This window comes from Nocardia sp. NPDC019395, assembly GCF_040632335.1.
Taxonomy (GTDB): domain Bacteria; phylum Actinomycetota; class Actinomycetes; order Mycobacteriales; family Mycobacteriaceae; genus Nocardia.
Genome location: NZ_JBEYBT010000002.1, coordinates 479268 through 494012, shown reverse-complemented (window position 1 = coordinate 494012; position 14745 = coordinate 479268). Strand labels below are relative to the sequence as shown.

Sequence of the window (14745 nt, the reverse complement as noted above, 5' to 3'; positions counted from 1 at the left end):
TCAGATCGCCGACGTGACCTGGCGGCCCTTGTAGGTACCGCAGGACGGGCACGCGATATGCGGCGGGGTCTTCTGACCGCAGGCCCGGTTCGGGCAGGTGATCAGCGTAGGCGCGACGGCCTTCCACTGGCTGCGCCGCGACCGGGTATTGGAACGGGACATCCGGCGCTTGGGAACGGCCACGACTACTTCTCCTCTGTGCTGTTACGTGCAATGTCTGCGGAATGATCTCCGGTGGCCGCACCCTCGTCGGGGCTGCCGCTGCCGGGCGATCCGGAGGCGAATTTCGCCAGCCCGGCCCAGCGGGGATCCAGTATCTCATGCCCATGATCGGATCCTGCAATCGCCATCCGAACACCGCAATCCGGGCACAGGCCCGCGCAGTCGGGACTGCACAGCGGTTGCAGCGGCAATTCCAGGCCGAGCTGGTCGACCACCAGCGGTTCGAGGTCGATGAGGTCGTCGGCCATCCGGTAGACCTCGTCGTCCTCCGCGGTCCGGTCCGTGGTGCTGTCCGGGTAGGCGAACAGTTCGGTCAACGAGAGATCCACGGTATCGGTGAACGATTCCAGGCAGCGCGAGCATTCACCGGACAGCGGCGCCGACAGGGTTCCCGTGACGAGAACGCCCTCCGATACCGACTGCAGCCGCAGGTCCATATCGACCTCGGAGCCGGTAGGAACGCCGATCAGGTCGAGCCCGAGACGTTCGGAGGTGGTGACGGTTCGCCGCAGTTCGCGCATCGATCCCGGGGCGCGACCGAGGCTGCGAATATCGAGCACGAAACCCGCGTCGTGTGCACGACGTGCACCGGAACGCGAGCGCGCTGTCGTATCGGCAGACATCGAAGAACACTCCACTGGTCGTTCGGGGATTTTCGCTGGCGCCCGGAATCGGCGAGCAACCACACCACAGTACGCGAAACGTGTGGTCAGCTCCAAAATAGGGCAGCTCGTCAGCGCCGGAACTCGGCGGCGTAATCGGGCACACCCACGCCGTTGCGCAACTGCTGCCGGCCGCGGCCGACGGTGCGCAGGGCGCCGCCGAGGGTCTCCTCGAATTCGGCGAGTTTGGTATCGACGTAGTGATCGCAATCGGCCCGCATCCGGTCCGCGTCGGCCTGCGCGGTATCGATGAGCCGGGCCGATTCGGCATGCGCGGCCCGGACGACCTCGGTGTCCTCCACCAGGCGCCGCTGTTCGGCCTGCCCGTCGGCCACCGAACGGTCGTAGGACGCCCGGCCGGCTTCGGATATCCGGTCGGCCTCGGTGCGGGCCCGGCCGGTGACCGATTCGTATTCGGCCTTGGCATCGGCGACCAGGCGCTGGGCCTCGTTCGTGGCAGTGTCGACGAGCCGGTCGGCATGTGTGGTGGCCTCGGCGACCATCCGGTCGGCGTGCGCCTTGGCCTCGGCGAGAATCCGGTCGGCCTCCGCGCGGGCGGCGGCTACGGCACCGGTGGCCTCCTCGTCGGCGGTCCGGACGGTTTCCTCGGCGAGCCCGCGGGCATCGTCGACGATCTTGTCCCGGTGGTCCAGGACATCCTGGGCGTCGTCGATCTCGGTCGGCAGCGCGTCGCGGACATCGTCGAGCAGGTCGAGCGTTTCCGGACGCGGAACGATGCAGTTACGAGTCGCGGGTATCCCGCGTGCCTCCTCGACTATGGCGACCAGTTCGTCGAGCGCCTCGAATACCCGGTACATGCTCAGTGCCCTCCTGCTGACGATCGGCGAAATATCACGCCGTTCCCAGTGTGCCCCGGGCCATGGGCTGAGCCGAACCAACTTTCGGTGTGTCGCTACTTCCGCCGGATATCCGCGTACTTCGGAGCCAACTGGAGACCTTCTCTCCGCTTGGTGATAAATTCGTGGGAGCCCCCACGTACCGCGGTGGGCCGTGAGTCCCCTGTCCGATCGGAAACCGCCCATGACCATCCTGCAGCTGCCCCCGTCAGGGGCTCTGACCACCGGGGATCTGGATATCGATTGGCCGGAATCGATATCGGCGGTCGCCTGGCAGCGACGGCTGCTCCGGTATCTGCGGGGCGATCGGGCGTTTCCCCAGTTGATCAGGTTCGCGCTGGTCGGCGGGTTGAGCAATATCTCCTACGTGCTGCTGTTCCTCAGCCTGACCGGTGCCGGCACGCTGCTGGCCAATGTCGCCGGCTCGGTGGTGAGCACGGTCCTGGCCAACGAACTGCACCGCCGGCTCACCTTCCACGCGGCCGAACGGGTCGGCTGGTTCACCGCCCAGTGGGAGGGCGGCGGTCTGGCGCTGCTCGGTCTGGGTATCAGCACGTCGGCGCTCGCGGCACTGGAAGTCCTCGCCCCGACGCTGGCCGAACCGGCGCAGGCGGCGGCCGTCCTGGCCATCAGCGCCGCGGTGGGCGGGTTGCGTTTCCTGGCGCTACGCGGCCTGGTGTTCGGGCCGCTGCGGCGGGTGCGGGAAGTGAACGCCGCGCGATCCGAATCAGGTCGCGCGCTCGGCGAGCCGGTCGAGTAGCCGCTTGTGCACCAGCGGCGGCAGCATATCGCTGACATCGCCGCCGAAGGCCGCCACTTCCTTCACCAGTGAGCTGGACAGATAGCTGAACGCCGGGTTGGTGGCGATGAAGAAGGTGTCCACCCCGGCGAGCTTCTTGTTCATCTGCGCCATCTGCAGTTCGTAGCCGAAATCCCCGGCGTCGCGCAGACCCTTGACGATGGCGGTGATGCCCTGCTCCCGGGCGAAATCGACAGTCAGGCCGTCCCAGGACGCGATCCGCACATTCGGGAGATCAGCGGTGGCGTCGCGGAGCATCTCGATACGCTCCTCGATACCGAACATGCCCTGTTTCTTCTTGTTCACATTGACCGTCACGACGACCTCGTCGAACTGGGCCGCGGCCCGGCGGAAAACGTCGACGTGGCCGTTGGTCACCGGATCGAACGAACCCGGGCACAATGCTCCTGCCATGGTTCAGACGCTAGCAGGTCGGGCGCTACCCGCCGAGGTGACGCCGGAGTACACGGCCGACTCGATCCGGGTCTCGCCGTAGCGTTTCGCCGCCCGCCCGGCGAACTCCGCGGGCCATCCGATCTCCGCCGACCGCACCGACCGTTCGACGAGCAGCAGCGCGTCCTCGGCCAGCCAGCCGTTGGCCGCGAGCGCCCGGATATCCCCCTCGACAGCCGCGGTGGGCAGATCGTAGGGCGGGTCGGCGAAGACGAGATCGAAAGCACCGGCGCCCCCATGCGCCAGCACTTGCGCCACCGCGCCGATCCGGACCTGCGCCGCGTCGAACCCGAGCTCCGCGATATTGCCACGCAGTACCCCGGCCGCGCGCCGGTCCGATTCGACCAGCAGCGCGGCCTCCGCGCCGCGGGACAGCGCCTCCAGGCCCAGCGCACCCGACCCGGCGTAGAGGTCGAGCACCCGGGCACCGTCGAGGTCGTGCCGGGCCTCGATCGAGGAGAACAGCGCCTCGCGGACCCGATCCGAGGTGGGCCGGGTTCCGGCGGGCGGTACCCGTAGGCGCCGCCCGCCGGCGATACCGGCGACGATCCGGGTCATTCGGATTCGCGCTCGCCCAGCTCGACCAGCAGGTCACCGCCTTCGACCTGCTGCACCTGGGTGATGGCCACCCGGCCCACCACGCCCCCGCGGGGCGAGGTGATGGCGGCCTCCATCTTCATGGCCTCGATGGTGGCGATGGTGTCGCCGGACGCGACGGTATCGCCCTCGGACACGGTGAGAGTCACCACACCGGCGAAGGGTGCGGCGATCTGGTGCGGATTGTTCTTATCGGCTTTCTCCGCGGCCGGGATATCGCTGGCGATGGACCGGTCGCGGACCGAGACCGGGCGCAGCTGCCCGTTGAGAATGCACATCACCGTGCGCATCCCGCGTTCGTCGGGTTCGGCGATCGCTTCCAGCCCGATCAGCAGGATGACGCCCTTCTCCAACTGGACGCGGTGCTCCTCGCCGTGGCGCAGGCCGTAGAAGAACTGGTTCGCCGACAGCCCGGTCGTATCGCCGTACTTCTCGCGGTGCGCGAGGAATTCGGCGGTCGGCCCCGGGAACAGCAACCGGTTCAAGGTGTCGCGGCGCTGCTGGGAGGTGCCCGCCAGGCCCGCCTCGTCCTCGGCCGTCAGCGGCGTCTCGGGTTTGGCCGCACTCCGTCCGGCGAGTGCCTTCTCCCGGAACGGTTCGGGCCAGCCGCCGGCGGGGGTGCCGAGTTCACCGCGCAGGAACCCGATCACCGAATCCGGGATGTCGTAGCGGCCGGGATCAGCGGCGAAATCGGCGACCTCCACACCGGATCCGACCAGCGAGAGCGCGAGATCACCGACAACCTTCGACGACGGGGTCACCTTGATCAACCGGCCCAGCAGCCGGTCCGCGGCGGCGTATTTCGCCTCGACCTCCTCGAACCGATCGCCCAGTCCGAGTGCGATGGCCTGCTGCCGCAGATTGGACAGCTGACCGCCGGGAATCTCGTGGGTGTAGACGCGCCCGGTCGGGGCGGGCAGACCGGATTCGAAGGGGGCGTAGACCTTGCGCAGCGCCTCCCAGTACGGCTCGAGATCGCAGACATTGCCCAGGTTCAGGCCGGTGTCGTGCTCGCTGTGCGCGGCGGCGGCGACGATCGCGGAGAGCGCGGGCTGGCTGGTGGTACCGGCCATCGCCGCGGACGCGCCGTCGACCGCGTCGGCCCCGGCCTGCCACGCCGCCAGATAGGTGGCCAGCTGACCACCCGGGGTGTCATGCGTGTGCACATGCACCGGCAGGTCGAAATTGCTGCGCAGCGCGGTCACCAGTTTCGCCGCCGCCGGGGCACGCAGGAGACCGGCCATATCCTTGATCGCCAGCACATGCGCGCCCGCGTCGACGATCTGCTCGGCCAGTTTCAGGTAGTAGTCCAGGGTGTAGAGCTTTTCGCCGGGATCGGTCAGGTCCCCGGTGTAGCTCAGCGCGACCTCGGCTACCGCGGTACCCGTCTCGCGTACCGCGTCGATCGCCGGGCGCATCTGGTCGACGTTGTTGAGCGCGTCGAAGATCCGGAAGATATCGATCCCGGTTTCGGTGGCCTCGGCGACGAACGCCCGCGTCACCCGTTCCGGATACGGCGTGTAGCCGACGGTGTTGCGGCCACGCAGCAGCATCTGCAGGCAGATATTCGGGATCGCCTCGCGCAGCGCGGCCAGCCGCTCCCACGGGTCCTCGTACAGGAACCGCAGCGCCACATCGTAGGTCGCCCCGCCCCAGCATTCGACCGAGAGCAGTTCGGGGGTCAGCCGGGCGATATGCCCGGCGACATCGAGCAGTCCGTTGGTCCGCACCCGGGTGGCCAGCAGTGATTGATGGGCGTCGCGGAAGGTCGTATCGGTCACCCCGACGGCCTTCTGTTCGCGCAGCGCCCGCGCGAAACCCTCCGGCCCGAGGGTCAGCAGTTTCTGCCGCGAACCGTCCGGCGGTGGTACCGACAGGTCGATCGACGGCAGTTTGTCGTGCGGATATACCGCCGTCGGCCGCGCGCCGTGCGGTTTGTTCACGGTGATGTCGGCCAGATAGTTCAGGATCTTGGTGCCGCGGTCGGCGGGTTCGCGCAGAGACAGCAACTGAGGGCGTTCGTCGATGAACGACGTGGTGACCCGCCCGGCCTTGAAATCGGGGTCGTCGAGCACCGCCAGCAAGAACTGGATATTGGTGGTGACACCGCGGATCCGGAACTCCATCAGCGCGCGGCGCGCCCGCGCCACCGCCGCCGGGAAATCCCGGCCCCGGCAGCTCAGCTTCACCAGCATCGAATCGAAATAGGCCCCGATCTCAGCGCCCAGATTCGCGCCACCGTCGAGCCGGATACCGGCGCCACCGGGCGTACGGTAAGCGGTGATCCGGCCGGTATCCGGGCGGAAACCGTTCGCCGGATCCTCGGTGGTGATCCGGCACTGCAGCGCCGCGCCGCGAATGGTCACCTTGTCCTGGCTCAGGCCCAGATCGCCCAGGCTCTCCCCCGCCGCGATCCGCAGCTGCGACTGCACCAGATCGACATCGGTGATCTCTTCGGTCACCGTGTGCTCGACCTGGATACGGGGGTTCATCTCGATAAAGACATGGTTACCGCGCTCATCGAGCAGGAATTCGACCGTGCCCGCGCAGCTGTAGCCGATCTGCCGCGCGAACGCCACCGCGTCCGCACAGATCCGATCACGCAGGTCCGGGTCCAGATTCGGGGCCGGCGCCAGCTCGATCACCTTCTGATGCCGCCGCTGCAGCGAACAATCGCGCTCGAACAGATGCATCACATTGCCCTGGGTATCGGCCAGGATCTGCACCTCGATATGACGGGGATTCACCACGGCCTGTTCCAGGAAGACCGTCGGATCGCCGAACGCCGATTCGGCCTCGCGCGAGGCCGCCTCGATCGCCTCCCGCAGCTGGTCGCGAGCCTGCACCCGGCGCATCCCCCGGCCGCCGCCACCGGCGACAGCCTTCACGAATACCGGGAACTCCATGGATTCGGCCGCCGTGAGCAATTCGCCGATATCCGCGGAGGGGGCGCTGGAATTCAGTACCGGCAGCCCGGCGGCCTTCGCCGCCGCGATCGCGCGGGCCTTGTTTCCGGCCAGTTCGAGGACCTCGGCCGAGGGCCCGATGAAGGTGATCCCCTCGTTCGCGCAGGCGGCCGCGAGATCCGGATTCTCCGAGAGGAACCCGTATCCCGGGTAGATCGCGTCGGCGCCGGCGGTCTTCGCCGCCTCGATGATCGCGTCGACGGAAAGATAGGCCCGGACCGGATGTCCTTCCTCACCGATCTCGTATGCCTCGTCCGCCTTCAGGCGGTGGACCGAATTCCGATCCTCGTGCGGGAAGACGGCAACCGTTCCGACACCGAGCTCGTACGCCGCGCGGAAGGCTCGGATGGCGATTTCGCCGCGGTTGGCAACCAAGACTTTCGAGAACATTGACCAAACGTACCCGGCGCCACATCCAGGTTCGACACCGAAGTCCACTTCGCAGAATCTTCACAACGGGGTATGGCAGCGCTGCGAAGTGTTGGTCACCGCGCGGTCATATCTCACCGTCGACGGCGGCGGATTGTGCGACCGGACGAGCAGGGACAACACCTGGCAACTTCCTCGCCGCGGGGCAGGCACCCGATCGGCCCGCGCGAGCTCGCGATCTCGACCGCTCCGGCTGCGGCGGCCCGGGCGGGCTATGGTGGACCACGCAGCTGGTTCGCCGGCCGGTCGACTCGGAGCCCCGAACGACCGTCCCGGCGTCGAAGCCCGCCCTCGGCGGGTGAGAGGGAATCCGGTGGAAAACCGGAACTGTCCCGCAGCGGTGAGCGGGAACGACCGCCGTCATCAGCACTGGGCGCACAGCCCGGGAAGCGACGGCCAGTAGGTCGGCCGATCGGCCGGAGCCCGCGAGTCCGAAGACCTGCCGGTTGTACCGGGTACGCCGTATCCGGTGACCACCGCCTCGTGGATTGGGCGCTGCGGTCCACCAGTGCTGACACATATCCCGGTCACACGACCGGGAGTCCGGGTCTCATCGGTATCCGTACGTCCGCGTAAGGCGATGGTCGGTCAACCTTCAGCAATGGAGAACACCGTGACTGCGATTTCGCAAACACCTTTCACCGCAACGGTTCTCGGACTTCCCCGGGTGGGTCCCCGCCGGGAACTCAAACGCGCGACCGAATCCTACTGGGCCGGGCGTATCGACGCCGATCAGCTGCACGAAACCGGGCGGGCGCTGCGGCGCGACCAGTATGCCGAGCTGCGGGCCGCGGGCCTGGATTCGGTCCCGGTCGGCACCTTCTCCTACTACGACCAGATGCTCGATACCGCGGTGCTGCTCGGCGCCCTGCCGCCACGGGTGGCCGATATCGCCGACCCGCTGGACCGCTACTTCGCCGCGGCTCGCGGTACCGATTCGGTGGAACCGCTGGAGATGACCAAGTGGTTCGATACCAACTATCACTACCTGGTCCCCGAGATCGGCCCGGAGACGACGTTCACGCTGCACCCCGAAGACGTGCTCGCGCAGCTGCGCGAGGCGATCGAGCTCGGGGTCCCGGCCCGTCCGGTGATCATCGGCCCGATCACCTTCCTGAAGCTGTCGAAGTCCACCGGCCCCGCCGCGCTCGACCGGGCCGATGAGCTGATTCCGCTCTACCGCGAGCTGCTGGGCCTGCTCGCCGAGGCGGGCGCGCCGTGGGTGCAGATCGACGAACCCGCGCTGGTCACCGACCTCACGGCCGGGGAACTGGCGGCGGTCCGGCAGGTCTACACCGAATTGACGGCCCCCGCGAACCGCCCGGCCGTGCTGGTCGCCACGTATTTCGGGCATCCCGGCCCGGCCCTGGACGCACTGGCCGGGACCGATATCGAGGGGCTGGCGGTCGACCTGGTCGCCGGTGGGACGGTCGAAGAACTGGCCGCGGTTCCCGCGCTGGCGAACAAAACGCTGGTAGCCGGTGTCGTCGACGGCCGCAATGTATGGCGCACCGACCTGGATCAGGCGCTGTCCACCCTCGCCACCCTGCTCGGCAGCGCGAAAACCGTCGTGCCGTCGACGTCGTGCTCGCTACTGCACGTGCCGTACACCCTGGCCGCGGAAGCCCACCTGGACGAGGCCCTGCGGTCGTGGCTCGCGTTCGGCGCCGAGAAGGTGGCCGAAGTGGGACTGCTCGCCACCGGCCTGAGTGCCGGCACCGAAGTCATCGCGGCGGAACTGGACCGTGCCCGCGCCGCGGCGGCGAGCCGCAGAGCCGATCCACGGATCCGCAACCCGCAGGTACGAGCCCGGCTGGCCGCGCTCGGCCCGGACGCCGGCGAGCGCGGCCCCGCGGCCCGGCGGCGGGCCCTGCAGCAGGAACGCCTGCAGCTGCCGCCGCTGCCCACCACCACGATCGGCTCCTACCCGCAGACCTCGGCGATCCGGCTGGCCCGCGCCGCGCTGCGAAAGGGCGAGATCGACCGGCCCGAATACGAGCGGCGGATGCGGGCGGAGATCACCGAGGTCATCGCCCTGCAGGAGAAGCTCGAACTCGATGTGCTGGTACACGGCGAGCCGGAGCGCAACGATATGGTGCAGTACTTCGCCGAACAGCTCGACGGTTTCGCGGCCACCGAACTGGGCTGGGTGCAGTCGTACGGCACCCGCTGCGTACGCCCGCCGATCCTGTTCGGTGATGTGTCCCGGCCCGCGCCCATGACGGTCGATTGGATCGAGTTCGCGCAATCGCTCACCGATAAACCGGTGAAAGGCATGCTCACCGGGCCGGTCACCATCCTGGCCTGGTCCTTCGTCCGCGACGATCAACCCCTCGCGGATTCGGCGCGACAGGTGGCGCTGGCGATCCGCGACGAGACCGTCGACCTGCAGAACGCGGGTATCCGGATCGTCCAGGTGGACGAACCGGCACTGCGCGAACTACTGCCGCTGCGCAGAACCGACCAGCAGGCCTATCTCGACTGGTCGGTGGGTGCGTTCCGGCTGTCGACCTCCGGGGTCTCCGATTCGGTCCAGATCCACACACATCTGTGCTATTCGGAATTCGGTGAGGTGATCGACGCGATCGCGGGACTGGACGCGGATGTGACCTCGATCGAGGCCGCGCGCTCCCATATGGAGGTACTCGACGATCTGAACGCCGCCGGGTTCGCCGCGGGCGTCGGCCCGGGTGTCTACGATATCCATTCCCCGCGTGTCCCCGGCGCCGAGGAGATCACTGCCGCCTTGCGCGCCGCTTTGAAAGCCGTTCCCGCCGAACGCCTCTGGGTTAATCCGGATTGCGGTCTGAAGACCCGAGGCCCCGCCGAAGTCGAAGCGTCACTGCGCAATATGGTCACCGCCGCCCGTACCGTGCGCTGACCTTTTCGCCAACCGGCTTCCCGGCCCGGGTCGTTGCCCGCGGGTATTCGGCCCGGGCCGGTCAGCCCTCCAGCTCCCCGGCGCCGGATTCCCGGCGCTTCATCCGTTCCGCCGCGGCACATTCCGGACAATGCCGCGTCACCCGGAGAACCGGCCGTACTCGTGAATGGGGTACCGGCGATACCCTCCTGACCGCACGGCACCCTTGCTCTGGCCTCATCCCGCCCACCCTTCACTAGCCGATGCTCTGTGCCAGGTTTGACGCCGCGGGCCACCCACCGGTTCCCCTCCGGCACACCAATTTCCGAACCGCGTCCCGACGGCTCGGCCGATGGATCGCCCGCTCAGGATTTCGCCAGGTACTCCAGCCGCTCCGCGTCGACAGCGGCATGCATCATCGCCGCCAGACCGGGGTGCCGGACCAAGCCAGGATCGTCGGCGACAACGGTGCGAGCGAGTTCCTGTGCGGAAGTGATGACTTCGAGATCGTCGAGCAGTGAGAGCAACCGCAGCGATCGCGCGGTTCCCGACTGCGCCGCACCCAGCACATCGCCCTCGCGCCGCTGTCGCAGATCGAGTACCGACAGTTCGAAACCGTCGGTAGTCCGGGCCACGGCCTCCAGCCTGGTCATCGCCGGCCCACCGGGTGCGGCGTCGGTGATCAGCAGGCACAGCCCGGGGTGCGCACCACGACCGATCCGGCCACGCAGCTGGTGCAACTGGCTCACACCGAACCGGTCGGCGTCCATGATGACCATCACGGTCGCGTTCGGTACGTCAACGCCGACCTCGACCACGGTCGTACAGACCAGCACATCGATATCGCCGGCGTTGAAATCGCGCATCACCTGGTCTTTTTCGTCGGACGGCAGCCGTCCGTGCAGGAGGCCGACACGTAGTTGCGACAGCGGGCCGGTGCGCAGCCGGTCGAAGACATCGAGGACCGCCTGCGTGGAGGGCGGCTCCTTTCCGGAATCCGCGCCGCGCGATTTCCCGCCCTTGGCAGGGCCGTCCTCGTCGTCACCGATACGCGAGCACACGACATAGGCCTGACGCCCCGCCCCCACCTCCTCGGTGATCCGTTCCCAGGCCCGGTCCACCCAGTTGGGATGTACGCGACGCGGCACCACCTTCGAACTGATCGGGGAGCGACCACGGGGCAGCTGGGTGAGCGTGGAGGTCTCCAGATCACCGAGAGTGGTCATCGCGATGGTGCGCGGAATAGGGGTGGCCGTCATGACCAGCAGGTGCGGGGAGATCCCCGGTTTCGCCTTGGCCCGCAGCGCGTCTCGCTGCTCGACCCCGAACCTGTGCTGTTCGTCGACCACGACCATTCCGAGATCGAAGAATTCCACCGAGTCCTGGATCAGCGCATGGGTACCGATCACGATCCCGGCATCCCCCGTCACCGCGGCGAGCAGCGCCTCCCGCTTGGCGGCCACCGGCATCGAACCCGTGACGAGCGTGACCCGGGTCGCCGTCTCGGCCGCACCGAGTTCACCGGCCTGCCCGAGATCACCCAGCATCGCGCGCAGCGACCGATAGTGCTGGGCCGCGAGCACTTCCGTGGGCGCGAGCAGAGCGCATTGCTGGCCTGTATCGACGACCTGCAGCATGGCGTGCAGGGCGACAATGGTCTTCCCCGACCCCACCTCCCCCTGCAGCAGGCGATGCATGGGCTGCTCCCGGGACAGATCGGCGGAGATCTCCCCGATCACCTGCCGCTGCCCCTCGGTGAGTTCGAACGGCAGCCGCTCGTCGAAGGCCGCGGCGATACCGTCCGCCCGCGGCGGGCAGGCCCGGGCTGTCCGGCCGGACACCTCGTGCCGGCGTTCGGCGAGCACCAGTTGCAGCGCCAGCGCTTCGTCGAAACGCAGCCGCTCCCTGGCTCGTTCGATATCGGACTGGCTTTCGGGCAGGTGGATCGACCGCAGCGCATCACCCACCGGCATCAGCGCGTGCTCGGCGCGTACATCGCCGGGCAGCGGATCGGCGAGCGGGTCGAGCTGATCGAGCACCTGCCGGACGCACCCCAGAATCTCCCAGCTCTGCACTTTCGCGGTCGCCGGATACACCGGGATGAACTCCCGTTCGAAGAACGACATATCCACCCCGCCCGCGCCTTTCGCGCTCTGCGCGATACCGCGGAGGTCGCCGCCACCACGCACGGTGGTGAGCATCGGTTCCTCGGTATCCGACTCCGGCAGGATCAGATACCCGGGGTGGCTGAGATTCCACTGGCCGGGACGCCAGTAGTTCACCGTCCCCGACATCATTGCCCGGGCGCCTTCGCGCACCGCGTATTTCACCTTGTCACCGTTGAAGAAGGTGACATCCACCCCGCGACCCGACCCGGTGTCGAGGACCACCTTCAGTAACGAACCGCGCCGCTGCCGCATCGGCCGCAGTTCGGCTTTGCTGATCCGGCCGATCACGGTGATATGCGCACCGTCCTCGGGTGCTTCCTCGGTGAGCGGCTGCCCCTGGGTGGCATACCGCAGCGGATAGTGGCGCAGCAGATCCTCGACCGTGCGCATATCGAACGCATCCGACAGCGAACCGGCCGCTTTCGCCCCGAGCACATGGTCGAGGCGATCACTCAGTGTGGCCATCTCGCCCCGATCGGTGTCACCATCCGAAGTCCGCTCAGTCGCACCGTCGCCATCCTCCCGTCGTCACCGGACCCGTGGCCGGACGAATACTCATTCCACACCGATCTGGATCAGGTCCGCGCGCTGTCCTCCGGAATACACCGTGACCTCCACACCGGGGAATTCGGCCCCGATATGCCGCGCGAGTTCGGCGGCCAGTTCCTCCGGCGCCCCCGCACCGGCCAAAAGCGTCACCAGTTCCCCGCCCAGCCCCAGCATCCGGTTCAGCAAGGTATGCCCCGCGGCGCGGGTATCCCGGTCGATCACCACCACATCGTGTCCGACCAGGCCCAGACCGTCGCCGGGTGCGCACGTTCCGACCATGGTCAGCGCCCGTTCCCGAGCCCGGCGCAACGCGCCCCAGCGAGTACCGGCGGCGGCTTCGGACATGGCGAAGGCATCGTCGACCGCGATCCGCGCCCGGTCGTGCACCGCCATCGCCGCCAGCCCCTGCACCATGCTGGCGCTGGGCAGCAGCAGAACATCGCGGTGCGCATCGCGCGCGGCGGCGCCGACCGCGACCAGTTCGTGAGCCGGTAGGGCGCCGTTGGGCAATACCAGTACCTCCCGGTGCGGCATCTGCCGTATCGCTGCGAGCAGCGCCGCGGATTCCAGGGCGGGCTCGGCACCCAGCACCACCGCACCGGCCGCCTCGAACAGCTCGGCGGCGCCGGCCCCGGCGGCGACCGCCAGCACACCACGATCGGCCCCGCCGATCGCCGGCACACGGCGATCACCGGCGTCCGCCGGCACACCGTTGCCGGCACCACCGGCTGCGGCCGCTTCCGCGCCGGCGGCAGCACCGGTGTCCGGATGGGCCCCGGAGAGGCATTCGATCCGGATATCCCGCACACTCCCCGCGGCCACACCGGCTTCCACCGCCGCCCCCGCGTCCGCACAGTGGATATGGACCGCCCAGCCGCCGGCCCCGTCGGCCGCCACAACCACGGAATCGCCCAGCGGCGCCAACCGCGATCGCAACGCGGTGGCACGATCGTCGTCCGCACCGGTGATCCGGAACATCACCTCGAACCGCACCGGCTCCGGCGGGAACCGCCGAGGGCCGGTACGCGGTACCCCGGCAGCCGGGTATTCGCGTCGAACGGGAGTTTCCCCGGTCACCTCGGCGACCATCGTGTCCAGTAAAACCAGCAGTCCGCGCGCACCCGCGTCCACCACTCCGGCCTCGCGTAGCGCGTCCAGTTGGTCGCGCGTACTGTCCAGCGCCCGTGCGGCGCCCTCGGCGGCGGCACGGGCCACACCACCCAGCCCGGACTCGGAGCAGTTCGCCGCCGCGGCGCTCGCTCGGTCGAGCACGGTGAGAATGGTTCCCTCGACCGGCTCGCTCAGGCTGCCGCGGACCAGTGCCGCGGCCCGCGCCAATGCGATCCGATAGGTATCGCCCGTCAGGGCGGTCTCCGCGGCGGCCTCCGCGAAACCCCGGAGCACCTGCGACAGGATGATCCCGGAATTACCCCGGGCACCGGCCGTGGCGCCCCGTGCCATCGCGGCGGCTATCCGGGGTACCCGCCATTCGGGTGCATCGGCGCCGTCCGCGGGCTCCCCGGCGATTTCTTCCGCGCTCGCCACGGCGGCACGCATCGTCGCCAGCAGATTTCTGCCGGTGTCCGAATCCGGTACGGGAAAAACGTTGAGTCCGTCGATCTCGCCACGTGCCCGCTCCAGCGCGCGCACACAGGCCCGGCCCCAGTGCAGGAACTCCGCGCCGCCGAGCCCGGCTCGGTAGGAATCGGCACCGCGCACCCGCGACGCGCCGTCATCCGCGGCGAGCGTGCCGCCGGAGCCCGGACACCGCTCGTCCGGAACACCGCTCACCTGCCGGGTTTCGGGCACCGCCACCTCGTTCCTGGTCATCGGATCGTTGCCCGCCAGGTTAGCGGCGCCACCCGACATGGCGGATCGGGTGGACAACACACGCGGAACGCACCGTCCCGCCCGACGAGCAGCCACACGACGTCACTCACTCTCGGTGCGCCGGCTTCGATGGGCCTCATGTGCGGCAACTCACGCCGCGGCCGGCGGCCGGATGCCCGTACGGCCGGTGCTACCGGCACCCCGGCCGTCCGGTGATCACCATCGTCAGGCCGCGTCGTTGCCGAGCGGTAGACCGACGACGGCCGCGGTCTCCAGGATGTACCCGTCACCGGAGATACCCCGCTGGAGGCTCGGGCCCCACGACCCGCCGCCCGTCGCACCTGTAAGGTCGA

At 68.6% G+C, this 14745-nt stretch carries 10 protein-coding genes and 1 riboswitch; of the genes, 2 read left to right on the top strand and 8 right to left on the bottom strand.

Going from position 1 to position 14745, the window contains the following annotated elements:
- The 3 genes from rpmF to ABZ827_RS11010 all read right to left on the bottom strand — a co-directional run bounded on the left by rpmF (position 1) and on the right by ABZ827_RS11010 (position 1702).
- The gene (gene rpmF, locus ABZ827_RS11020) at positions 1–183 is read right to left on the bottom strand and encodes a 50S ribosomal protein L32 (protein WP_357235809.1); all 183 of its coding nucleotides are present in this window, start codon (positions 181–183) and stop codon (positions 1–3) included.
- 2 nt (positions 184–185) lie between these two features.
- Positions 186–845 carry a DUF177 domain-containing protein gene (locus tag ABZ827_RS11015; protein ID WP_357235807.1) on the bottom strand — a complete coding sequence of 220 codons (660 nt, stop codon included), beginning with the start codon at positions 843–845 and terminating at the stop codon, positions 186–188.
- Positions 846–955: 110 nt separating this feature from the next.
- Entirely contained in the window at positions 956–1702 is a 747-nt protein-coding gene (locus ABZ827_RS11010) for a DivIVA domain-containing protein (protein ID WP_357235804.1), read from the bottom strand.
- 223 nt (positions 1703–1925) lie between these two features.
- Here ABZ827_RS11010 and ABZ827_RS11005 point away from each other — a divergent pair, with 223 nt between their 5' ends.
- Positions 1926–2501, top strand: coding sequence for a GtrA family protein (locus tag ABZ827_RS11005; protein WP_357235801.1), 576 nt, complete (start codon positions 1926–1928; stop codon positions 2499–2501).
- On the opposite strand, the gene coaD is transcribed toward ABZ827_RS11005, so the two are convergent.
- The 3 genes from coaD to ABZ827_RS10990 are packed head-to-tail and all read right to left on the bottom strand — an operon-like array spanning position 2469 to position 6946.
- Entirely contained in the window at positions 2469–2954 is a 486-nt protein-coding gene (gene coaD / locus ABZ827_RS11000; RefSeq protein ID WP_357235798.1) for a pantetheine-phosphate adenylyltransferase, read from the bottom strand. The two genes, ABZ827_RS11005 and coaD, sit on opposite strands and share 33 nt — an antisense overlap.
- A gap of 3 nt (positions 2955–2957) precedes the next feature.
- Positions 2958–3551 (bottom strand): 16S rRNA (guanine(966)-N(2))-methyltransferase RsmD, encoded by a 594-nt coding sequence (rsmD, locus tag ABZ827_RS10995; protein ID WP_357235796.1) that lies wholly within the window; start codon positions 3549–3551, stop codon positions 2958–2960.
- Positions 3548–6946, bottom strand: a complete 3399-nt coding sequence (locus ABZ827_RS10990) for a pyruvate carboxylase (protein ID WP_357235793.1) — start codon at positions 6944–6946, stop codon at positions 3548–3550. Before ABZ827_RS10990 ends, rsmD begins: the two co-directional genes overlap by 4 nt.
- A gap of 295 nt (positions 6947–7241) precedes the next feature.
- Positions 7242–7447, top strand: a riboswitch (cobalamin riboswitch).
- 139 nt (positions 7448–7586) lie between these two features.
- Between ABZ827_RS10990 and metE the strand changes: the two genes are divergently transcribed.
- On the top strand, positions 7587–9866 hold the full coding sequence (gene metE, locus ABZ827_RS10985) for a 5-methyltetrahydropteroyltriglutamate--homocysteine S-methyltransferase (protein WP_357235792.1): 2280 nt from the start codon (positions 7587–7589) through the stop codon (positions 9864–9866).
- Between the two features lie 344 nt (positions 9867–10210).
- On the opposite strand, the gene recG is transcribed toward metE, so the two are convergent.
- Both recG and ABZ827_RS10975 read right to left on the bottom strand, forming a co-directional pair.
- Positions 10211–12478: an ATP-dependent DNA helicase RecG gene (recG, locus tag ABZ827_RS10980; protein WP_357235790.1), complete on the bottom strand. Its 2268-nt coding sequence runs from the start codon at positions 12476–12478 to the stop codon at positions 10211–10213.
- Positions 12479–12568: 90 nt separating this feature from the next.
- Positions 12569–14392, bottom strand: coding sequence for a DAK2 domain-containing protein (locus tag ABZ827_RS10975; protein WP_357235787.1), 1824 nt, complete (start codon positions 14390–14392; stop codon positions 12569–12571).
- Positions 14393–14745: the final 353 nt, after the last annotated feature.